The organism is Solemya velum gill symbiont (genome assembly GCF_002020255.1).
Classification (GTDB): Bacteria; Pseudomonadota; Gammaproteobacteria; order Chromatiales; family Chromatiaceae.
In genome coordinates this window covers 1-21,964 of the sequence record NZ_MPQG01000011.1, presented here as the reverse complement: position 1 = coordinate 21,964, position 21,964 = coordinate 1, and the positions used below count along the sequence as shown (strand labels likewise).

22 protein-coding genes and 4 tRNA genes are annotated in these 21,964 nt (G+C 52.8%); 16 read left to right on the top strand and 10 right to left on the bottom strand.

The genetic code is table 11. From position 1 onward, the window contains the following. Nucleotides 1–59: 59 nt before the first annotated feature. The 5 genes from BOW06_RS08530 to BOW06_RS08510 all read left to right on the top strand — a co-directional run bounded on the left by BOW06_RS08530 (nt 60) and on the right by BOW06_RS08510 (nt 4,415). Complete coding sequence (locus BOW06_RS08530; RefSeq protein ID WP_043116079.1) at nt 60–425, top strand: gamma-butyrobetaine hydroxylase family protein; 366 nt, start codon at nt 60–62, stop codon at nt 423–425. Nucleotides 426–492: 67 nt separating this feature from the next. After that, entirely contained in the window at nt 493–1,242 is a 750-nt protein-coding gene (ubiE, locus tag BOW06_RS08525; protein ID WP_043116077.1) for a bifunctional demethylmenaquinone methyltransferase/2-methoxy-6-polyprenyl-1,4-benzoquinol methylase UbiE, read from the top strand. A gap of 2 nt (nt 1,243–1,244) precedes the next feature. Further along, complete coding sequence (locus tag BOW06_RS08520) at nt 1,245–1,871, top strand: ubiquinone biosynthesis accessory factor UbiJ (RefSeq protein ID WP_043116075.1); 627 nt, start codon at nt 1,245–1,247, stop codon at nt 1,869–1,871. Then, nucleotides 1,868–3,520: a ubiquinone biosynthesis regulatory protein kinase UbiB gene (ubiB, locus tag BOW06_RS08515; protein WP_043116074.1), complete on the top strand. Its 1,653-nt coding sequence runs from the start codon at nt 1,868–1,870 to the stop codon at nt 3,518–3,520. The genes BOW06_RS08520 and ubiB overlap by 4 nt, the downstream gene beginning before the upstream one ends. A gap of 40 nt (nt 3,521–3,560) precedes the next feature. Next, on the top strand, nt 3,561–4,415 hold the full coding sequence (locus BOW06_RS08510) for a D-amino-acid transaminase (protein ID WP_078452630.1): 855 nt from the start codon (nt 3,561–3,563) through the stop codon (nt 4,413–4,415). 201 nt (nt 4,416–4,616) lie between these two features. Here BOW06_RS08510 and BOW06_RS08505 read toward each other — a convergent pair whose 3' ends face one another. The 6 genes from BOW06_RS08505 to hemA are packed head-to-tail and all read right to left on the bottom strand — an operon-like array spanning nt 4,617 to nt 10,249. Continuing rightward, nucleotides 4,617–5,969 carry a TrpB-like pyridoxal phosphate-dependent enzyme gene (locus BOW06_RS08505; protein ID WP_078454644.1) on the bottom strand — a complete coding sequence of 451 codons (1,353 nt, stop codon included), beginning with the start codon at nt 5,967–5,969 and terminating at the stop codon, nt 4,617–4,619. A gap of 30 nt (nt 5,970–5,999) precedes the next feature. Then, nucleotides 6,000–6,593: a class I SAM-dependent methyltransferase gene (locus tag BOW06_RS08500; RefSeq protein ID WP_043116070.1), complete on the bottom strand. Its 594-nt coding sequence runs from the start codon at nt 6,591–6,593 to the stop codon at nt 6,000–6,002. Nucleotides 6,594–6,614: 21 nt separating this feature from the next. Continuing rightward, a complete protein-coding gene (locus BOW06_RS08495; protein ID WP_043116069.1) occupies nt 6,615–7,022 on the bottom strand; it encodes a hypothetical protein in 408 nt (135 codons plus the stop codon). Nucleotides 7,023–7,070: 48 nt separating this feature from the next. Next, nucleotides 7,071–7,907, bottom strand: a complete 837-nt coding sequence (prmC, locus tag BOW06_RS08490; protein ID WP_043116068.1) for a peptide chain release factor N(5)-glutamine methyltransferase — start codon at nt 7,905–7,907, stop codon at nt 7,071–7,073. Continuing rightward, a complete protein-coding gene (gene prfA, locus BOW06_RS08485) occupies nt 7,907–8,989 on the bottom strand; it encodes a peptide chain release factor 1 (protein WP_078454642.1) in 1,083 nt (360 codons plus the stop codon). Before prfA ends, prmC begins: the two co-directional genes overlap by 1 nt. Further along, on the bottom strand, nt 8,990–10,249 hold the full coding sequence (hemA, locus tag BOW06_RS08480; RefSeq protein WP_078454641.1) for a glutamyl-tRNA reductase: 1,260 nt from the start codon (nt 10,247–10,249) through the stop codon (nt 8,990–8,992). Nucleotides 10,250–10,433: 184 nt separating this feature from the next. Here hemA and BOW06_RS08475 point away from each other — a divergent pair, with 184 nt between their 5' ends. The 7 genes from BOW06_RS08475 (at nt 10,434) to serC (ending at nt 16,760) form a co-directional block, all read left to right on the top strand. Further along, the gene (locus BOW06_RS08475) at nt 10,434–12,056 is read left to right on the top strand and encodes a tetratricopeptide repeat protein (protein ID WP_179115114.1); all 1,623 of its coding nucleotides are present in this window, start codon (nt 10,434–10,436) and stop codon (nt 12,054–12,056) included. Then, a complete protein-coding gene (ispE, locus tag BOW06_RS08470) occupies nt 12,053–12,892 on the top strand; it encodes a 4-(cytidine 5'-diphospho)-2-C-methyl-D-erythritol kinase (protein WP_143555902.1) in 840 nt (279 codons plus the stop codon). Before BOW06_RS08475 ends, ispE begins: the two co-directional genes overlap by 4 nt. A gap of 212 nt (nt 12,893–13,104) precedes the next feature. Then, nucleotides 13,105–13,179, top strand: a tRNA-Gln gene (locus BOW06_RS08465). A 69-nt stretch (nt 13,180–13,248) separates the two neighbouring features. Continuing rightward, the gene (locus BOW06_RS08460) at nt 13,249–14,187 is read left to right on the top strand and encodes a ribose-phosphate diphosphokinase (protein WP_043116058.1); all 939 of its coding nucleotides are present in this window, start codon (nt 13,249–13,251) and stop codon (nt 14,185–14,187) included. Between the two features lie 94 nt (nt 14,188–14,281). Beyond that, nucleotides 14,282–14,941, top strand: a complete 660-nt coding sequence (locus BOW06_RS08455) for a 50S ribosomal protein L25/general stress protein Ctc (protein WP_043116057.1) — start codon at nt 14,282–14,284, stop codon at nt 14,939–14,941. A gap of 48 nt (nt 14,942–14,989) precedes the next feature. After that, nucleotides 14,990–15,571 (top strand): aminoacyl-tRNA hydrolase, encoded by a 582-nt coding sequence (gene pth / locus BOW06_RS08450; protein WP_043116056.1) that lies wholly within the window; start codon nt 14,990–14,992, stop codon nt 15,569–15,571. A 115-nt stretch (nt 15,572–15,686) separates the two neighbouring features. Then, nucleotides 15,687–16,760: a 3-phosphoserine/phosphohydroxythreonine transaminase gene (gene serC / locus BOW06_RS08445; RefSeq protein WP_230209774.1), complete on the top strand. Its 1,074-nt coding sequence runs from the start codon at nt 15,687–15,689 to the stop codon at nt 16,758–16,760. Nucleotides 16,761–16,812: 52 nt separating this feature from the next. On the opposite strand, the gene BOW06_RS08440 is transcribed toward serC, so the two are convergent. The 4 genes from BOW06_RS08440 to BOW06_RS08425 form a co-directional block, all read right to left on the bottom strand. Then, the gene (locus BOW06_RS08440) at nt 16,813–18,528 is read right to left on the bottom strand and encodes a tetratricopeptide repeat protein (protein ID WP_179115115.1); all 1,716 of its coding nucleotides are present in this window, start codon (nt 18,526–18,528) and stop codon (nt 16,813–16,815) included. Nucleotides 18,529–18,694: 166 nt separating this feature from the next. Continuing rightward, nucleotides 18,695–18,964, bottom strand: coding sequence for a hypothetical protein (locus tag BOW06_RS08435; protein WP_078453982.1), 270 nt, complete (start codon nt 18,962–18,964; stop codon nt 18,695–18,697). A 157-nt stretch (nt 18,965–19,121) separates the two neighbouring features. Continuing rightward, nucleotides 19,122–19,661, bottom strand: a complete 540-nt coding sequence (locus BOW06_RS08430) for an SCP2 sterol-binding domain-containing protein (protein ID WP_052132026.1) — start codon at nt 19,659–19,661, stop codon at nt 19,122–19,124. A gap of 76 nt (nt 19,662–19,737) precedes the next feature. After that, a complete protein-coding gene (locus tag BOW06_RS08425; RefSeq protein WP_078454637.1) occupies nt 19,738–21,105 on the bottom strand; it encodes an OmpP1/FadL family transporter in 1,368 nt (455 codons plus the stop codon). A gap of 259 nt (nt 21,106–21,364) precedes the next feature. Here BOW06_RS08425 and BOW06_RS08420 point away from each other — a divergent pair. From BOW06_RS08420 to BOW06_RS08405, 4 genes are all read left to right on the top strand, one after another. Then, nucleotides 21,365–21,449: transfer RNA gene (locus BOW06_RS08420), tRNA-Tyr, on the top strand. 152 nt (nt 21,450–21,601) lie between these two features. Further along, nucleotides 21,602–21,675 (top strand) — tRNA-Gly (locus BOW06_RS08415). 25 nt (nt 21,676–21,700) lie between these two features. After that, nucleotides 21,701–21,776 (top strand) — tRNA-Thr (locus BOW06_RS08410). Between the two features lie 71 nt (nt 21,777–21,847). Further along, a partial coding sequence (locus BOW06_RS08405) for a GTP-binding protein (RefSeq protein WP_230209594.1) occupies nt 21,848–21,964 on the top strand: 117 nt, incomplete at its 3' end.

Below are 21,964 nucleotides of genomic sequence, written 5' to 3'. Positions count from 1 at the left end.
ATCTCCGCAGAAGATGGCGTTACAATACCGCCATTGAATCGATTTTCGAGGTTTTTATCATGTCCAGACCAATGCCAACAGAGCTTAACCTGCACCGTCAGTCGCGGGTACTCGAGGTTGCATTTGACGATGGCAACAAGTTCTCGCTGCCGTGTGAATTTCTGCGTGTCTATTCGCCCTCAGCCGAAGTACAGGGACATACTCCTGACCAGCGCGTGCTGCAGGTTGGTAAAGAGGCTGTCAATATCGAGCGTATTGAACCGGTCGGCAATTATGCTGTTGCGCTGCATTTTGATGACGGACACAACACCGGTATCTATTCATGGGAGACGCTCTACACCATGGGCGCTAACTATGACGAGATGTGGCAAGAGTATCTCTCCGAACTCGAAGCTGCCGGGAAAGAGAGAAAGGCAGACTCCTGAAACCGGGTCATGCGGGCCGTAATTGGGTATACTTTGAGGCTGAAGAGGTATCCAGCAGGGGCAAGGCATGAATAGCGACAAAACCACCCATTTCGGCTTCGAGACTGTCAAGGCAGAGGAGAAGGCTGGCCGCGTCCGCGAGGTGTTCGATTCGGTCGCCTCGAATTACGACATCATGAATGACCTGATGTCGCTCGGCGTCCACCGCCTGTGGAAGCACGTTGCGATTGATCTTTCTGCAGTTCGAAACGGCCAGCATGTGCTTGATCTTGCCTCGGGCACCGGAGACCTTGCCTCTCGTTTTGCCGGACTGGTGGGCCCCGAGGGCCGCGTGGTGATGTCCGACATTAACCTCGCAATGCTCGAAGAGGGCAGAAAACGCATGGTCGACTCAGGCCATGTCGGTAATGTTGAATACCTGCAGATCAACGCCGAGGAGATTCCATTTCCGGACAACAGTTTCGATTGTGTCACTATCGGTTTCGGCCTGCGTAACGTGACCGACAAGGACAAGGCGCTGCGCGAGATGTTTCGCGTCATCAAGCCGGGTGGCCGGGTGCTGGTGCTTGAGTTCTCAAAACCGGTCAACAAGCCGCTTGAGAAGATTTACGATTTCTACTCTTTCAAGGCACTGCCCCTGATGGGCAAGTTGGTGGCAAAGGATGCTGACAGCTATCGTTACCTTGCGGAGTCGATTCGCATGCATCCTGACCAGGAAACGCTCAAGCAGATGATAGAAGATGCGGGTTTCGAGCGTTGTGATTATCACAACCTGACAGGTGGTGTGGTCGCTATTCACCGCGGTTTCAAACTCTGATCATGGAAGTCTCCAATACCCTGTTGGTGGGACTGGAGTCTGCTGTTAACCAGGTGCTGGAGAAAGACCAGGTTACCAGGGAGCGTCTGGCAAAATTGCACGGCCGTCGTATCGCCATTGAACTGGTTGGATGGGTGACACTGCATTGCGTACCCGATGGCAGGGGTGCATTGCAGATTTTCAGCGCACCGGTAGAAGAGGCGGAAGCAGTCATTTCGGCAACGCCGTTCAACTTTGCCGAGACTGCAATGGCAGACCGTCGCGAGGACCAGGTTTTCAAAGGCAAGATTCGCCTGCGGGGTGATATCCATCTTGCCGAGGCATTCTCCAACATTCTTGCCGATTTTGATTTTGACTGGGAAGAGGCACTCTCGAAAATTGCCGGCGACCTGGTGGCGCACCAGTTGGGCAACAATTTACGCGGTGTTGCCAAGTGGGCATGGCGCGGCAGGCGTCATCTGAATGCCGCACTTGGCGAATATCTGACCGAGGAGGCACAACTACTGCCGACTGCATTCGAAGTCGATGAGTGGCGAGATGCGGTCGATGAGACGCGAGATGCGGTTGAGCGTTTGCAAGCGCGTATTGACCTGCTCGCAAGCAAGATAAAACAGGGCGGAACTGCATGATTGGTATACGTGAAGGTGTGCGTCTTGCGCACATCAGTTGGGTGCTGTTACGCCATGGTTTGGATGAGATTGTGCTCTCTGCACACTTGCTCCGGCCGCTCCGGTTTCTCAAGTATTTTTCGCCATTTTTCTGGTTTCGTTCCGAAACATCTGCACCCTACGGCTATCGTATCCGGCGTGCACTGGAAGATCTCGGGCCTATTTTTATCAAGTTCGGGCAGATTCTCTCAACGCGCAGAGACCTGCTGCCTGATGATATTGCCGATGAGCTTGCCAAGTTGCAGGACCAGGTACCGCCTTTTCCGGCAGCACAGTCCACGCGCCTGATTGAGAAAGCGCTTGGTGACTCGGTCGATCATGTTTTTGCCCGCTTTGAGCGTAAACCGCTGGCATCAGCCTCAATTGCACAGGTACACACGGCAACATTGCTCAGTGGTGAGGATGTTGTCGTCAAGGTGGTGCGTCCAGGTATCGAGAAAACCATTCGTCGTGATATCGACCTGCTGTTCCTGATAGCACGTCTTGCACAGAAATATTCGAAAGAGGCACGACGCCTGCGTCCCGTTGAAGTGGTCGAAGAGTATGAAAAGACCATTTTCGATGAGCTAGACCTGATGCGCGAGGCAGCCAATGCTTCACAGTTGCGGCGCAACTTCGACAACTCGGAGATGCTCTACGTACCGCAGGTGCACTGGGAGTATTGCCGTCCCAACGTGATGGTCATGGAGCGTATCTACGGTACCCCGGTGAGTGAAGTTGAAACTCTGCAGGTCAAGGGCATCAGTATGCAGATGCTTGGTGAGCGCGGTGTCGAGATATTCTTCACACAGGTGTTCCGTGACAACTTTTTCCATGCAGATATGCATCCGGGCAACATCTTTGTTGAAGATGACGGGCGCTATGTCGGTGTCGACTTCGGCATTATGGGCACCCTGACGACCGAGGATCAGCGCTACCTTGCCGAGAACCTGCTGGCCTTTTTCAACCGTGACTATAATCGTGTTGCAGTACTGCATGTCGAATCGGGTTGGGTGCCACCTGATACCCGTGTTGATGAATTCGAGTCGGCAATCCGTTCTGTCTCCGAGCCGATTTTCGACAGGCCGATTGCCGAAATCTCATTTGGCCATTTCCTGCTGCGCCTGTTCCAGACAGCGCGTCGTTTCGACATGGAAGTCCAGCCGCAGCTGGTCTTGCTGCAAAAAACCCTGCTCAATATCGAGGGCCTGGGCCGGCAGCTCTATCCCGAGCTCGATCTGTGGACAACGGCCAAGCCCTTCCTCGAGCGCTGGATGGAAGAGCAGGTCGGGCCAAAAGCACTTCTGCGACGTGTGAAAGAGAACTTCCCACAAGTTTCCGAGCAGTTGCCGGAGATCCCCCTGCTTGCCTACAAAGTGTTAAAGGATGCCGACCAGGGCAAGCTGAAAATCCAGTGGCAGTCTGCCGAACTGGAGAAGATGCGTGAGCAGATTGCACGTTCCAACCGTAAGACAAAAGCGGCTGTTTCAGGCGGTACATTGCTGATAACGGCTGCCGTTGTGGCCGGTATGCCGCCTGCCGCATTGACACTCATGGCTGGCCAGGTCGTGTCTGCTGCGTTGGCGGGAGTTGGTGCTGTTATGCTGCTGTTTGCCTGGAAGTCAGGCTGATCAGGCGCTCTTTCGAACAATCCGAAAAAGGATAGTCATAATGAGTCGTATTGTTTACGTCAACGGTGAATACCTGCCGGAAGAGAAGGCAAAGATTTCGGTTTTTGACCGGGGCTTTCTCTTCTCTGATGGTGTCTACGAGGTTATCTCGGTTCTCAACGGAAAGCTGATCGACACCCGGGGGCACATGCTGCGACTGAATCGTTCACTTGGCGAACTCGATATGGCAGCGCCTTGTAGTGCAGTCGAGATAGAGTCGATAGTGAAAAAACTGGTCGCTGAAAACAGTGTTGAGCAGGGATTGGTCTATTTGCAGATTACACGCGGTGCTGCAGACCGGGACTTCTTCTACCCGGAAAACCCTTCACCCACCCTGGTGATGTTCACCCAGTCAAAGAACCTGCTTGATGACCCGAATGCCGAGCAGGGAATCGATGTGATTACTGTTCCGGACTTGCGCTGGCAGCGTCGTGATATCAAGAGCGTTGGTCTGCTCTATCCCTGCATGGCGAAGATGGAGGCAAAGATGGCGGGGGCCAAGGATGCCTGGATGCTTGATGCGGATGGCTATGTGACAGAGGGAACTTCCAATAATGCCTGGATTATCACGCAAGAGGGAACAATCGTCACACGTCAATTGAGCAACGATATATTGCATGGCATCACGCGCAAAGCTGTTATGGCACTGGCTGGAGAGAATGACTTCAGTGTCGAACAACGTCCCTTCACTCCGGCAGAAGCATACGAGGCGGCGGAGGCCTTTGTTACATCGGCGACGACATTTGTTATGCCTGTCGTAAAGATTGATGCTGCGACTATCGGGAATGGCTTGCCAGGGGAGATGACAGGTAAACTGCGTGAGATCTATATTGATATGGCGTTGCGCACCGAGTAGTAGGTGTCGCTGCGCGACATATTGGGAGCCCTGGTTACCCTGAACTGCCTTCCATCATGCCGGCCTTGAGCCGGCATTCAACTCTGCGTACTGTTCCTGATGGACCCCGGGTCAAGCCCGGGGTGACGAATCCTCATCGGTTTTTAGTTCTCCTATGGCGCCCTGTGTTGCTCATTGACGCCACTGATGGGGAATTCTGTCCTAACCCACGTTCGGTAGGTGCTGCTGTGACTCCTTGATTGCCTCTTCCGGATAATCGAAGTTAGACAATTCACCGGCGATGAAACGCTCATAGGAAGTCATGTCGAAATGGCCATGTCCAGAGAGGTTGAACAGCAGGGTCTTGGCTTCACCGGTCTCTTTACAGCGTTTTGCTTCACGAATCGCACCTGCGATTGCATGGCAGGACTCGGGCGCCGGAACAATGCCTTCGGTTCGTGCGAATTGGACGCCTGCTTCAAATGTTTCCAGCTGGGGAACTGCTACCGCATCGATCAAACCTTCCTTGTAGAGTTGGCTCACCAGTGCCGAGTCGCCATGGTAGCGCAGGCCGCCTGCGTGGATTCCCGGTGGCATGAAGTCATGTCCGAGCGTGAACATCTTCATGAGTGGAGTCAGTCCGATAGTGTCGCCGAAATCATAGGCGTAGACGCCCTTGGTGAGGGTCGGGCAGTAGCTTGGCTCAACCGCGACCAGGTCAATTTTCTTGCCGGCTGCCTTGTCAGCAAAGAAGGGGAAGGCGATACCGCCGAAGTTTGATCCGCCACCACAAGGCGCGAAAATCATATCCGGATAGTCTCCGACCATTTCCAGCTGTTTCTTTGCTTCAAGGCCGATAATGGTCTGGTGCAACAAGACGTGATTGAGTACTGAACCGAGCGCATAGTTGGTGTCATCACGGCCTGCAGCTTCCTCAACCGCTTCAGAAATGGAGATGCCGAGCGAGCCCTGCGAGTCCGGGTGCTGGGCAAGAATTGTTCTGCCAGCCTCGGTCATGTCAGTCGGACTTGGGAAAACCTCTGCGCCCCAGGTCTGCATCAGGGAGCGGCGATAGGGTTTCTGCTCATAGCTGACCTTGACCATGAAGACACGTACGTCAATGCCAAACATCTGACCGGCGAGTGCCAGTGAGCAGCCCCATTGGCCCGCACCGGTTTCCGTGGTCAGGCGTTTGATACCAGCTTCCTTGTTGTAATAGGCCTGTGCTACAGCGGTGTTGGGCTTGTGTGATCCTGCAGGACTGATCGACTCGTTTTTGAAATAGATTTTTGCCGGTGTTCTAAGCTCTTTTTCAAGCCTGTGGGCACGAACCAGTGGTGATGGGTGCCACATGGTGAGTGCTTCACGCACTTCCTGCGGGATCGGGATCCAGCGCTCAGCCGAGACTTCCTGCATGACCAGTGCCTCGGGGAAAATCTGCATCATTGCTTCAGGAGGAACGGGGTTGCCGTCAGGGCCTAGGTAGGGAGCCGGGGCATTTGGCATGTCCGCGACGACGTTGTACCAGTGATCTGGCAGGTCTTTCTCATCCAGCAGGATTTTGGTCTGTTGCATCGGTTTCTCCCTTGGGCTTGTGCCCTGTTGTTATTTGGTTGCCATGGCGACCGTGTAGTTCTTACTCTGTTTGATTTTTTTGTGATTACCAAACACTTCAATGAAAGCACGCTTGATGAACTGGCGCAAACCCGAAATCACGACGACATAGATACGTCCACCCGGTTCAAGGTGCTCATAGATATCCTGGAAAAAGAGATAGTAGTGCTCGTTGCTTGTCTTCGCAGGCAGATTGGTGACTGCGAGAGTGAATTTCTGTTGCCGGTCGATATGCTTGAGGCCATCGCTGAGCATGGCGGAAGCGTTATCGATGTGATTGCGCGCTGCGTTGGCATTAGCATACTCGACAGCAACGAAATCCTTGTCGACCATCAGGCATTCACCTTGTGGTGCTGATTTTGCTATCGTTAGTCCGAGAGGACCGTAACCGCAGCCGAGATCAATCGCCCTGTCGTTCTCACGAATTTCAAGATGTTCAAGTAGCAGGCGTGTGCCTTCATCGATTGCGCGAGGTGAAAAAATGCCCCAGGTGGTATGAAATACCAGTGTGTGGCCATTCAGGGTTTCGCTGAAATGAATATCCTGACGCAAACGGTCAATGGTGTTGCGGTCGAGTGGCGCCAATAGTTTCTTTCCGGAAAAGGTTCAGAGATAGTGTCGCCAGTGGTTCGGGCGATGGTCGCGACAGCCGTGCTGGCCATGGCGATAATGTTCAATAAATACTTTGCGAGTGCAGTTGCTGTTGCCCTTGGCGCAGCCCTGGTTGGCGCGTTCAACCTCTTCGGTGTAGTAGTGGAGTGCGCGTTTGATTTTATGCATCAGCTTGTTGCTGAGGTGGAAGCCTGCATCGATCAGGCCGGTCTCTATCTGTTCAAGACTGATCTCAAGGAGTTCATAATGGACGCGCAGGCTCTGCGTTGAGGTGACATGTACTTCGAGGATACCCGTGATATCGGCAAGACTCAGTGCTGCAGCCTGTACCTGGTCCGGATCTGGGTGAGCCGGATCGAAGGCGAGTTCGCGCACTTTGAAGTTGTTCTTTTTATCCTCCATTCACACATGCTATCGAAAATCCCGCATCTTGCAAGCGGGTTTTGTTCGTCAGGCAAGAGTGCCGAATGTGACGCGCTGGTTGCCGCCATGGTCGAGGCAGGTCTCTATCTGATTAAATCCTGCACTATCAAATAGTTGTGTGACATCTTCGGCCTGGTCGTAGCCGTGTTCAAACATCAGCATGCCGCCTGGTGCCAGGTGGGCTGGAGCCTCCCGAACCAGTTGCCGGATGGCATTGAGGCCGTCAGGACCGGAGGTGAGGGCCAGTTGTGGCTCGAAACGGACATCGCCCTGCACCAGGTGCGGGTCGTTTTCACAAATGTATGGGGGGTTGCTGACCAGCAGGTCAAAACGGAGTTCATCGGGAATCGTTTCGAACCAGCTTCCCTGGTGAAACCGGATGTCCAGGTGATGCCTGGCAGCATTCTCACGTGCCACGTCCAGCGCCTTGTCCGAGATGTCCGAGGCGTGGATTTCCCACTGTTTACGTTCGCTGGCGAGTGCAAGAGCAATTGCCCCGGTACCCGTGCCCAGATCGAGGATGCGTAGCCGGGATTGATCATCAAACAGGTTGAGCAGGGTCTCGATCACTGTTTCCGTGTCAGGCCGTGGAATCAGTACATCCGGAGTTACCTTGAGTTCAAGCGTCCAGAAGCTGCGATGACTGAGCAGGTGAGCAATCGGTTTGCCCTGCAGACGCTGTTCAAGAAGTTGTTCAAAGCGGGCTTGCTGATCAGCAGTCGGTTGATGCTCTGGCCAGGCGATGAGCCAGCTTTCAGATTTGTCCAGAAGGTGAGCGAGAAGCAGCCGAGCTTCGAGGGCCGGTGTGTCTGTCACTTCTTCGAGCCGGGCTGTTGCCTGTTGCAACAGCTCCTTTACCTGCATCACGCGGATTCGGCCATCGATGCAAGCAGTTCCGCCTGTTGCTCCTGTATCAGCGGATCGATCACCTGGTCGAAAGCGCCATTCATTACCTCGTCGAGCTTGTAGAGGGTCAGGTTGATGCGATGATCGGTGATGCGGTTCTGCGGGAAGTTGTAAGTGCGAATACGCTCGGAGCGATCACCGCTGCCGACCTGCAGTTTGCGGTCTGCGGCCACTTCGCTCTGATGTGCTTGCTGCACCTGGTCGAGCATGCGTGATGAAAGCAGTGACAGCGCACGCGCCTTGTTTTTGTGCTGCGAACGTTCATCCTGGCACTCGACGACGATGCCTGTCGGCAAGTGCGTGATGCGTACAGCTGAATCGGTTTTGTTGACGTGCTGTCCACCGGCTCCGGAGGCACGGTAGGTATCAATACGCAGGTCTGCCGGGTTGATGTCGACTGCATCGATTTCATCGGCTTCAGGCAGAATTGCAACAGTACAGGCAGAGGTATGAATGCGGCCCTGTGATTCAGTTTCTGGCACACGCTGTACGCGATGGGTGCCGGATTCAAACTTGAGGCGTGAGTAGACACCGTTGCCGGTGATGCGCACAACAGCTTCCTTGCAGCCGCCCTGGTCGCCTTCGCTTTCACTGATAGTCTCTACCTGCCAGCCACGTGTTTCGGCATAGCGCAGGTAAGCACGCAGCAGTGCGCCTGCAAATAGCGCCGCTTCTGCGCCGCCGGTTCCGGCGCGAATTTCGAGAAAGATATTGCGTTCGTCGTTGGGATCGGTTGGTAACAGCAGCAGTTGCAGTTCAGGTTCAAGATCGGCGAGACGCGCACTGGCATTATCAAGTTCTTCCTGTGCCAGTTCAGCCATCTCGGGGTCATCAAGCATCTGCCTGGCGCCGTCGATTTCGGCCTCGGTTTCGGTAAAACGCCTGTAGGTGTCGACCAGTGGTTCGATTTGCGAGTACTCGCGGCTAAGGGAGCGGAACTGGTTCTGATCACTCTGTACAGAAGGTTCCGAGAGCAACGCAGTGATCTCCTGGAAGCGGTCACTGACCTGCTCCAGCTTGTGACGAATTGAGGACTTCATCTATTTTTTATCGACGCCGATGGCAAACAGCTTGTCGGCCGCATCAAGTAGTTCCGATTGGCCGTTACTGCCTGCTTCACGCATCTTGGCACAAGGCGTATGCAGCAAGCGGTTTGTCAGGGTGTGGGCAAGGAACTGCAGTGCTTCCTGTGGATTTTTTCCGTTTTCAACCTGCCTGATGGCGCGTTCAAGCACCTCGTCACGAGCACTCTCTGCCTGTGTGCGGAACGATTGAATCAGGGATACGGCATCGAGTGACTTGAGCCACTCCAGGAAATTGTGTGTCTGCTGTTCGATGATTTCGGCGGCTTCTTCGGCTGCCAGCAAGCGGGATTGCTTGTTCTCTTCGATAACAGTTTCGAGATCATCAACCGTGTAGAGGTAGACATCATCCAGCTTGCCGACCTCGGTTTCGATATCTCGTGGCACGGCGATATCCACCATGAAGATCGGTTGGTGCTTGCGTGCCTTGAGGGCGCTCTCAACCATGCCCTTGCCCAGAATCGGCAACGGGCTTGCTGTCGAGGCAATCACGATATCGGCCTCGGCGAGGTGTGCCGGAAGGTCCTGCAGGCCAATCGCATAACCCTCGAATTCCGAGGCGAGCGCAGCTGCCTTCTCGATGGTGCGGTTGGCGATGATGATGTGCTTGATACCCTGCTGGTGCAGATGGCGTGCTGCCAGTTCGATGGTTTCGCCTGCACCAATCAGCAGGGCTGTCTGCTCGCTGAGGTCTGCAAAAATCTGTTTTGCGAGATTGACCGCGGCAAAAGCAACCGAGACCGGACTGGAGCCTATCGCCGTATCGGTGCGCACTTGCTTGGCAACGGAGAAGCTGTTCTGGAAGAGGCGGTCGAGCATCTTGCCGCTCGATTTTGTTGATACTGAGACCTGGTAGGCATCTTTCACCTGGCCGAGAATTTGCGGTTCACCGAGTACCAGTGAGTCGAGGCCGCTGGCGACGCGCATCAGGTGAGTGACACAGTCCTTGTCTGTATGTGCATAGAGATAAGGTGTCAGCTGAGATTTGTCGATGCCATGAAAATCGCTTATCCACTCGCTGAGCGCATCAACGCTGGAGTCGTTAACAGAGGCGTAAATCTCGGTGCGGTTACAGGTTGAGAGGATGACTGCTTCCTCTGCACCAGCCTGTTCGCGCAAGCCACGCAGGGCTGCTACGACAATATCCGGGCCAAACGCGACCTTCTCCCGTATGTCGACGGGAGCTGTTTTGTGATTGATGCCCAGGTTGAGCAGCATCTCAGGAACTGATCTGTTTCGGTTGCATATCGCTGCCTATTCTAGCAAGGTCGGCGCTGGATTGGAAAATATAGGCGCGGCCCTTATACTCACTGGTATGCACTATTCGAAATTACTGACGCGTTCGCGGCGATCTCTCCATGCCTGTTGCCTGATTCTTCTGAGCATCCTGGCCTCTCCTGCAATGTCCGAGAAAAGTGCGGATATATCAGCTTCGCGCTCACCGGTATTTGCTTCCCCGGATCTTATGAGTCGTTACCTTGCCGCCGAGATCAATGCCCATCGCGGCAGGCTTGAGGAGGCGCTGGATGACTACTGGATTGTAGCCCAGGCATCGCTGGATCCCATGGTGGTTCGCCGTACGGCACGTATTGCCCTGCATCTCTCTTCAGAGCGGGCGCTGCAGGCTGTTGAATTGTGGGTGCGTGTTTCTCCTGATGCTATCGATGCGCACCAGGCACTGCTGTTGCTGCATTTGAAGGAAGGGCGGCAGGAGGATGCGTTGGCGGCGGCAGAGACCTTGATGCGCTCGGCGGCAATCGCTGACAAGGACGGCTATCTTGAAATTGCGGCAGTTGCGACGGCTTTGGGTGATGTCGACGAGGCTGTCATATTGCTTGAGACAGTGGCGCAGAAAAACAGCGAAGACCCCGGTTCACACTATGCACTGGGTGTCGCACTTTTCGGCATGAAGAAGTACGTAAGGGCTGAGTCTGCATTGCGTCAGGCGATCGAGCTGAACAAGGATGATGCACGTTACTGGATATTGTTGAGTCGCCTGCTGTCGGTTCAAGATCAATTCGAAGAGGCAGAGAAGGTGCTTTCGCAGGCAGTTTCACACCATCCGGAAGATCGTGTTATGCAACTCGCATATGCTGGCAGCCTGGTTACGCATAATAAATACCAGGCAGCATTCGAAGTCTACAGGAACATGCTGAAGGCCGAGCCCGATGATCCCGACTTGCTGCAGACTGCTGGTGTATTGGCAATTGAACTTAACCTGTGGCCTGAAGCCAGACTCTACCTGGAGAAGCTCCTTGAATACCCGAAGATGCGTGATCATGCCCGCTTGCTTCTCGGCAAGGTCGAACTCGGGTTTGGAGACATGGATGCCGCGAGTGACTACTTCAACAGCGTCAAGGGCGAATTGCAGGGCGAGGCTATTGTTCAGTTGGCGAAAATCGAGTTTGAAGCAGGCAGAATTGAATCCGGACACAAGCTCTTTGATCAGCAGCGGCTTGCGGAGCCTGATGAGGCAATCGCCTATTACCTGGCAGAAGCTGAGCTACTCAAGTTGGCTGATTACATCGATGAGGGACTTGAATTACTGGCTGCGGCAATCAAAATCTATCCCGATGATCTGGACCTGCTCTATTCACACGGCATGCTGTCGATAGATAACGGCGACATTGTCACGCTTGAGAAACGCATGCGTGAAATCATTGCGGCAAACCCTGACCATGCATTGGCACTCAATGCACTCGGATATACGCTTGCTGATGAGACTGACAGGTACGAGGAAGCGCTCGAATTAATCACCAGGGCATTGGAGCTGATGCCGAAAAGCCCGGCAATACTCGACAGTATGGGGTGGGTGCTGTTTCGCATGGGGCGTTTAGATGAGTCGATCTCCTATCTTCAGCAGGCGGCTGATATAAACAGTGATGGTGAAATTACCGCACACCTCGGCGAGGTTCTGTGGCACAGCGGCAAGCGCGAGGAGGCGATGAGCGTTTGGAAAAGCGGGCTTGAACGCGAGCCTGACAACAAGCATATAGTTGAGGCGATGAAACGGCTTCAGAAATGATGAACCTTGCAGTGAACCGCTTTCCTGCTCCTGCCAAACTCAACCTGATGCTGCACATCACCGGACGGCGTGATGACGGATATCATCTTCTGCAGACGGTATTCCAGTTCCTCGATTACGGAGACGAGCTTGGTTTCGAGGTACTCGAGAGTGGAGAGATTGAAAATTCCACTCCGCCAGCTGGTGTAGCACACGATGATGATCTTATCGTCAAGGCAGCGCGCTTACTGCAAAGTGACAGCGGAACCAGGCTGGGAGCCAGGATTGAACTCGACAAGCGATTGCCAATGGGCGGTGGGCTCGGCGGAGGCAGTTCAGATGCCGCTACCACCCTGGTTGCACTGAACCGCTTGTGGGGGCTCGAATACTCGAAACAGCAACTTGCTGACCTCGGTTTGCAGTTGGGCGCAGACGTGCCAATCTTCGTCCATGGCGAAGCCGCATGGGGTGAGGGAGTGGGTGAAAAACTGACCCGAATCGAGCTTCCTGAACGCTGGTTTCTGGTTGTCAGACCCGATATTCACATCGAGACGCACAAATTATTTCATGATTCTGAATTGACAAGGAATTGTCATCCCATCACAATAGCCGACTTTCTCGCGGGATCGGGCGAAAATGTCTTTTTTCCAGTGGTAAAAAGACGCTATCCGGCGGTTGCTGAAATTGTCGATAGGCTCTCGGCTCTTGGCGATGTAAAATTGACGGGAACTGGTTCCTGCCTTTTTATCGCTTTTGAAGATGAAAAGCGCGCGCAGGATGCCGCGACGAAACTCCCGCAAGGGCTAGACTATTTTGTTGCCCGGGGTGTGAACCGTTCGCCGCTGTATGCGGTTTGAGAGAAAGATTTATTGGGGCGTGGCCAAGTGGGTGAACTGAGGTCGGCGCAGCCGAACAAAAGCCATTTAACATGGCTTTTGTAACAGTGAACGCGAGGCCGTGGATGGCCGAGCTGGGCGATGCTTCATGGATGAATCGCCCGAACAAGTAGAGATAGCGAGTTTTGAATAACTGCAAATGGCAGGATTCGAAATTCAAAGAGAAGTTTTATTGGGGCGTGGCCAAGTGGTTAAGGCACCGGACTTTGACTCCGGCATCGCAGGTTCGAGTCCTGCCGCCCCAGCCATATTAAGAAGTACCTGTTAGCAGTAACTGACTTGAACATCAACCGAGAGAGGTGATTGTTGTGAGTGGCATGATGGTGTTTGCCGGGAATGCTCACCCGGAACTGTCGAGCAAAATCGCGCAGCATCTGAACCAGCCACTTGGCAAGGCGGTTGTTGGTCAGTTCAGTGACGGCGAGATTATGGTTGAGATCCAGGAGAATGTCCGCGGACGCGATGTCTTTATCGTGCAGCCGACTTCCGAGCCAACCAATGACAACCTGATGGAACTGCTGGTGATGATTGATGCTCTGAGGCTCTCATCGGCAGGACGCATCACCGCGGTGATGCCCTATTTCGGTTACGCCAGGCAGGATCGACGCCCACGTTCGGCACGAGTGCCGATTACGGCGAGACTGGCTGCGAAAATGATCAGTGCCGCAGGTGCAGATCGTGTGCTGACAATGGATCTGCATGCTGACCAGATTCAGGGCTTTTTTGATATACCGGTGGATAACGTCTATGCGTCGCCGGTGCTGCTGCAGGATATCTGGCTACGTGAGTATCCGGACCTGATGGTTGTGTCGCCCGATGTCGGCGGTGTGGTACGTGCCCGTGCACTGGCGAAACGACTTGATGACGCTGAACTGGCGATTATCGACAAGCGCCGTCCGCGTGCCAATGAGGCGCGGGTCATGAATATCATCGGTGATGTCGAAGGACGCACCTGCGTCATGATCGATGACCTGGTTGATACAGCGGGAACCTTGTGCAAGGCTGCTGGTGCTCTCAAGGAGCATGGCGCAACCAAGGTGCTGGCTTACTGTACGCACGCGGTACTGTCCGGACCGGCGGTACATAAGATTGAGGCGTCGGTGCTGGATGAGCTGGTGGTAACGAATTCAATACCGCTGTCACAGCAGGCGCGTAAATGCGAACGTATCCGACAGCTGAATGTTGCAGGGCTGCTGGCGGAGACAATGCGTCGCATCAGCAACGAAGAATCTGTCAGTTCACTGTTTGTGGATTGATTTTTAACGGGTCGAAAGGCTCGTAACTGGAATCCTCTCTTTCCTGGTCGCGGGAAGAGAGGATGTTTTTTATCAGCAAATTTGGGAGAAAACCATGGCTGAAGATTTTAATTTGAATGCGGAATCCCGCAGCGATACAGGAAAGGGTGCGAGCCGCCGCCTGCGTCGCACGGGTTTGGTACCTGGGATTATTTACGGTTCTGACAAAGAGCCGGAGATGATTTCAGTTAATCACAATGAACTTGTGCTTCACCTCGATAATGAGGCCTTCTATTCGCACATCCTTACCGTCACTGTCGACGGAAAGACGCAGAAGGTTGTTCTCAAGGACCTGCAGCGTCATCCGGCTAAGCCTTTTGTCATGCATCTTGACCTGCTGCGCGTCAAATCTGGCGAGAAGCTCAAGATGTCTGTTCCTCTGCACTTCGAGAACATGGAGACTGCACCAGGCGCGAAGGCTGGCGGTATCGCTTCTCAGCACGTTACAGAGGTCGAGGTTAGCTGTCTGCCGAAAGACCTGCCTGAGTACATCTCTATCGATGTCGGTGCGCTCGAAATTGGCGATTCTGTTCACCTTTCCGAGGTCAAGTTGCCTGAAGGTGTGGAAATTCCTGCACTGGCACTTGGCGAGGATCACGACCAGGCAATCTTTGCCTTCGTCGCTGCCCGTAAGGAAGTGGAGCCTGAAGAAGAAGCTGTTGAAGGCGGCGAAGAGGCTGCTGCTGAAGGCGGTGAAGAAGAGACCGAAGAGTAATTCGGTATATGCACCGGAAGCGTTCGGCTTCCGGTGCCTTTTCCTCCAGTGAGTAACAATTCCCCCATCCGTCTGATTGCCGGCCTTGGCAACCCGGGCGAAAAATACGCCAATACGCGTCACAATGCCGGTTTCTGGTTTGCTGATGCTGTTGCTTCAAAATACCATGCCAGTTTTCGTGAGCAGTCGCGCTTCCATGGTATGGCCGCGCAGGTCAGTGTTGGTGGCAACGAGTGCTGGTTGCTTAAGCCTGCAACCTTCATGAATCGCAGCGGACAGGCGGTTGGTGCCCTGTGTCATTACTACAAGATTAAACCCGAGGAAGTGTTGGTCGTTCATGATGAGCTGGACCTGGATCCGGGTGTGATCCGTCTGAAGTCGGGCGGCGGCCACGGCGGCCATAATGGCTTGCGTGATCTTCACCAGGTACTGGGGCCTGATTACCAGCGTCTGCGCGTCGGTATTGGTCATCCGGGCGATAAACGACAGGTGGTGAATTACGTCCTCAAACCCGCCTCGAAAGAGGATTCCATCGAGATCGAGCGCGCACTCGATCGTGCGCTTGATGAACTGCCTGCGATCATTGCGGGTGATATGGCGCAGGCAATGAATCGTTTGCACCAGGTGTAAAACTCCCCAGCATTTACCACGAGCCTCGACATCAAGCTGACACGGGTCAGGATTCGAAGGTAGAATTTGAATTAGAACACTTGCCGGGATGAGTCCGGTATCCGGGAGCGTATCAGTGAATAACAGCGAGATTCATAACTTCTATGCAGGACCAGGGAAATTGCCCCTGTCAGTTCTGGAGCGAATCGAGAACGAGTTATACGACTATCGGAATACCGGTATGTCGATCATGGAGATCAGTCATCGGGCTCCTCCGGTGGTTGAGTTGCTGGAACGGACAAAAGAAAAAATCCGACGCCTCATGGGACTGGCAGATACTGATGCTGTACTGTTTCTGCAGGGCGGTGGTTCAATGCAGTTCCACATGGTGCCCATGAACTTGTCAGAAGAGGGTGATGCTGTCGACTATGTCGATACAGGTTACTGGACGACCAAGGCCATCAATGCTGCGCAGGCAATGGGTCGTGACGTAGGTATTGTTGCCAGTGATCATGGTGCAATTCCAAGTGACTTCGACACGCGCCCTGATTCGAAATATCTCCACATCTGTTCAAATAACACAGTGGTTGGCACCCAGTGGCATGACTTTCCCGAAGTGGATGCCCCCCTGGTTGCAGATATGAGTTCCGATATTCTGAGCCGTCGAATTGACAGTTCCCAATTTGGGCTTATCTATGCACATGCGCAGAAGACGATTGGTGCGGCAGGCGTTACAGTTGTCATTGTGCCCCAGGCTACACTCGAGCGGATTCCGGGTGGGTTGCCTCCATTCTTCGATTATCGCGCCCACAATGCAGCCTCCTCGAATTACCATACGCCACCTGTATTTGCGATTTACGTGGTTGAATGCATGCTCGACTGGATAGAGAAAGAGATGGGCGGCATGGTTGCCCTGGAAGAGCGTAATAAACGCAAGGCGGAGCTTTTATATAGCTGTCTGGTTCATTCGGGCTTGTTTAATTGTGATGTGGAGCCGGATTCGCGTTCTCTGATGAACGTGGTTTTTGACCTGGCCGACCAGGCATTGTCTGAAAGCTTCTCACGGGAAGCGCGTGAAGCCGGATTGATCGGCCTGGATGGTCATCGTTCTCGAGGTGGATTCAGGGCAAGTATTTACAACGCCGTGGAACCGGACGATGTTAAAAGCCTGGCAGAATTCATCGCGGAATTTGAACGCCGTCGAGGCTGATATTCGGAGCCTGAAAAGAGAGTGTTTCCATCGATGGGGCAGTGCATGCTTGTTAGGAATTACTCTCTGTCTGTTCGTTGATATAGCGCCTGAACGAGGAGGCAAGACGCTCTTCCGCCTCCACGGGGTGAGGCATTGATTTATCAGCAGATGATAACAGCAGCATGGTGGCGTTGGCTTCAAAGAAGAGAATTTCCCCATCGCTGGTGACGTCAAAATCGATACCAAATACTTCCAGGGGAATTCTCTTTCTGATTTCTTCCAGAATATGCATGGTCGACTCGCCAAGTTCTTCGGATGGATTGGCGCAAATACGCTCTTCTGCTGCAAGGAGTTCAGGGTGTTGGCGATAAAATTCGATTCTATGCGGGGCGTTTGACATTCGTCCATGGACTTTCCAGTCGGGGCTGTGGTCAACACGAACAATGTGAACCTCGTCACCGACGATAGCTGCCCTGACTTTTCGGAACAGGCCCGATTCGTGCCGGCTTTCGATAAATTCAGTGGTATAGAAGTTACCCGGCTTATCGTCAAGCGACTGGTACAGTGACTCCCTGTCATTTACCACCACCATGCCTTTTCCCTCTTGGGCGGAGAGAGTCCGGATGATAAACGGGTATTTGACCTGGGATTCGATCTCTTCGACAATGTCATCGCGAGATCTATTGAGCGTTGAAAAGCGTGTTGTTCCCGGGGCGATGACGCCCGGAATGTCTCTAATGAGCCTTACCGTCTCTTCCCTGCTTGTTGAGAGGGCTTTGTTCGGATGGTTGACGACAGGTACACCAAAGCTGTCTATAAAGTCGCAAAGCAGAGGCAGGTCTTGCTGTCCGGCGAGGGTTTCGGCATTTGTCTGGTTGTTGATAATCAAGTCGGGCCTGGGAAGTTCTTTTACAGCATTCCTGCTGGTCTCTGTTGCAGTGAAGATGGATGAAAAGTGAAATTCATCTGCCAGTTGCTCTCTCAGCTGGCCCGGATAGTTGCCTTTAAATTGAGACCCCCGTTCATCTGCCTGGGTTGTGCCTGAAAGGTCGGGGTGTCCATAAAGAATGAGAATGCTTTTTGAGTGTTCCGGTTGCTTTGGAATATTATGTGTGGGGTGTTCATCAGTGGCACGTTCTGCGATGGAAGTCATGAGCTCTAGGTTGCCCACCCCGGCTGCTGCCTGGTAGATTCTCGCAAGCAGGCTCAGGTCTGATCTTGGCTGGATAGCGCGGTCAACCGTGGTAAATGTCTCGAGTGCTTCTGTGTACTGCTCTTCAAGCATCTGGATGATGCCTATCGAGGCCATGACCTCGACATCGTCGTGAAGAGTGGTGGCGATCTGTTCCAGCAGGTTCCGTGCAGATTCATACTGCCCTGATTTTGCCAGCAAATTTGCGAGATCAATTATTCTGTCCCGCTCTTGCTTGTTGGGTGTGTGGTTTTGAGGCCATTCAGGCAGCTTCATGGAGGCATGCTTGGCAGCAGCTTCGAGGTTCCCCTCCTTGCGGAGCACATGCAGGAATGTATGCAAATTCGAAAATAAGACCTCGGGTTGTTTTGCATGTTTCAGCGACTGCTTCCACAGGTTCCTTGCTGCCTTCTTTTCATCGCGCAGGTAGAGAATCTTTGCAAGCAGGTCGAGCGCTTCAGGGTTTTTGCTCTCGACTTGCAGAATCTCTTTCAGGAGTTGTTCTGCCCGGGTAAAGTTTTTTGAAGAGAGTAGTACTTTTGCTGTTTGGAGTTGGTTCGCAGCCACACTGGCGGCGGTATCTGTTTTTTTCATCATCATTTATCCGTTCTCCGCTCTATTGCCGGCGGATTGCTTTAATGATACATGATGATGGGCAGCAGGGCTTACCCAGATAGTATAGATTAATTGTCGGATACTTGAACAAGACTCCGACAATTGGTTGGTAGGTACGGGAGTCAAGCCCGTACCGGTTAGAATGTTAGTTGATGGCGCATTGGCCCGGATCGATTCCGGTCCTTTTTTTCTCGCGCTTGCGCTGGCGCATGCAGCAGGCGACTGCAACAGCGCTTTTCACCAGGTGGTAGCCATTGAATGTTAACAGTCCCAGTCCTATCAGGCTGGTCAGCCAGAAATTGAAGCTGAGAATAAGGGCGAGGCCAAGCAGAGCCCAGCCGAAAGTAACAGCGATCGGTGTTCTGTTATTGCGAGCAAATTCGCTTCTGTAGTGTGAGCAAAACATATTTTCCACTTCCCTCCCAGGAAACAACCGGGATAATTTGTCATTACAATATAAGTTATTGCTAATATAGTAAAGTTCTATCTGGAAGTCAATGATATTTCGCAATGCAATAAAAAAGGGAGTGAAAATCACTCCCTTTATGGTTTTTAGAATTTAACCGCTTGAATCAGTTACAGCTACCAGCTGAAATGGTAGCGGCATCTTCACGAACATCGTCAACCAGTTGCAGGTAGGCATTAAATGGGCCCATGACGCTCATGGCCTCCATCTTGGGGCCATTAAACTTGAGCTTGCCCCACATCATGGCACCCATCGCGCCAGTTTCACCAGTGCCCATTTTGGCCCAGTTCTTGTCGCTGGCATGCATCTCGTAGTCCATGCTTTTGTCGAAAACAGCCGCCTTGGCATCCGGAGCGCCGCCATAGGTGCAGACAGCCTTGCCACCCTTGTCCTCGATGGTCATCTGGACTCTTGAGGCCTGGCCACAAGGAGCTGCTCCGCCGCTGTCTTTGCCGCGATAGGAGAGGATCAGCTTATAGCCGCGTCCGCCATTATTGCCAGCCCAGTCACCGCCGAGTTCGTTGGTGAGGGTGGAGTTAGCATTCCAAGCATCACAGGCCATGGCTGCCCAGTCGGCGTCCATGAATTCGGCGTTTGCTGTCAGTGGTGCCGCAATCAGTGCTGCAGCAATCAGTGTTTTTTTCATGTGTTCTCCTCCAACAGAGAAATTACAGAGGGAAAAAGGCCCGCGCTAGGCGGGCCAATAATCGTTATTGTTGTTTTTAGAATTTTTTGTTGTAGCTGATACCGAAGGCATGCTGGTCCATTTCGATTTCACCATCACTTACTAGTGCAGCATGATCCGGGAATCCAAGCATAAACAAGCCATCCTGAGACTTACTCATTGTGCGGATATAGGATCCAGTGATTGACGCGCCATCACCCAGGCCTTTGGTGAAGCCGAGGGTAACGTGCTTCTCGGTGACGCCAGGTGCAAGAGTGTTAAATGCAAACCCAAGGCCTTCGGTATTAACCGGAGTTTCACCGTAGTTGAGGCCTGCACGAAGGGTCAGGTCATCGCTATACTGGTATGCCATTCCAAGTTTATATACGGTTTGATTTTCCCAACCGAATCCCGGACCATTTGAGTTGCCAAGTTGTGCTCCAGTCATGAGAGAGTTCGGGCTGTTGCCCATGGCATTGGTTTCACCATACATAATCTGCATAACATCCATGGCGATATCCAGCTTGTCGGTTGCCTTGATAGCAATACCGACACCCCAGTTGGCAGGAATGTCCATCGTTCCCTGGTCCGGGAAAAGACCAGCATATTCATCGAACTCGCTCATGTTGGCCTTTGTCTGGTAAGTGGCACCAACTGTGATTGCGTCGCTCAGTTGAGCCTGCATACCAACACGCAGGCTGGCACCATAGGCATAAGAGTTACCGTTATTTGTGAGAGCTGACATGTCTGATGACTGACCACCAAACATATACAGGCCTTCAGCAGAGAAACGAGCAGCGATCAGGTTGAGGCTAGCACCGATTGAAAGCTTATCATTGACCTTGTATGAAATTGTTGGTGCAACGAAGAGTTGCATCAGGTCGATTCCGACATCAGGACACGCAAATAGATTTCCTTCGCAAGGTCCTCCCTCCTCAGCTGGGACGGCCGCAAGAAGGTGTGAAAATGGATGATTATTTCCATATGTAGTGTTCATGCCGCCGTTGCCGAAGACAGAAACACCAACAGAGAGATTGTCGTTTATCATGCGGTTGTAGCCGAATTCAGGAATCGGGAACCATGATTCCATTACGCCGCTACCAGTGCCGTCAAATGAATAAGCTTCTATCTCATTTAACATGCCAGCGGCTTCTGCAGCCTCGCCTCCGCCTTCAGATCCATATTCCCCTACGTTAAATCCACGATCTGGCATAAAGATCTCAATACCGACATCCATCCGGTTGCCAAGATGGACCATACCGGCCGGGTTGTTACCACCCTGCAGTGTGTCTTGTGGGTATGCAATACTTGCGCCGCCCATACCTTTTGCTGCCTGGCCTAGACCAACTGGTGCCATACCGTTGGTCGCAAAAGCCGGTGCGACGAGTGCAGCGCTGATCGCCAGCGCCGTTAAAGATTTTTTCATGACTCCTCCAAAACTTGAGTATGAATGCTCAGGGAATATATTCCTGAATATATTGTTTTATTAACTAGTTAATTCGCCGGTTATTATTATTGATCGATCGAATTACCGTAATATTGTTGCATTAATTGTAATATGTCAATCTTTATCGGCATCTTGCAAATTTATATCAGTATAAGCTTATGTCGTCTTTTGCGGAGTTCGGTCGAACATTGTTGTTGACACGGCATGCTGCTTGTAGCAAAATGCGCACCTCTTTTTTGGAGGGGTTCCCGAGTGGTCAAAGGGATCAGACTGTAAATCTGACGGCTCAGCCTTCGGAGGTTCAAATCCTCCCCCCTCCACCATATTAAAAGGCAGTAGCCGACCGATTTGTTGGCTCTGGTAGTACAGTAGTCGCTTGCGTCTGCTGTTTTTGCGCGAATAGCAATGCGAGGCCGTGGATGGCCGAGCTGGGCAAGGCTTCAGGATGAACTGAAGCGCAGTGGTAAAAAATTTAGCGGGTGTAGTTCAATGGTAGAACTTCAGCCTTCCAAGCTGACTATGTGGGTTCGATTCCCATCACCCGCTCCAATCAGCTTGGCGCTGTAAAAGCCAGGCCCAGATAGCTCAGTTGGTAGAGCACACCCTTGGTAAGGGTGAGGTCGGCGGTTCAAATCCGCTTCTGGGCTCCATTTTATTTGTAGTGGCGTGCGGTAAGCGCGCGAATTTGACTTATCTATATTAATGTTATTGGGGCGATTTCATGTCTAAGGAAAAATTCGAACGTACGAAACCGCACGTGAACGTTGGTACAATTGGCCACGTTGACCACGGTAAAACAACACTGACAGCGGCACTGACTCGAGTGTGTGCAGAGACC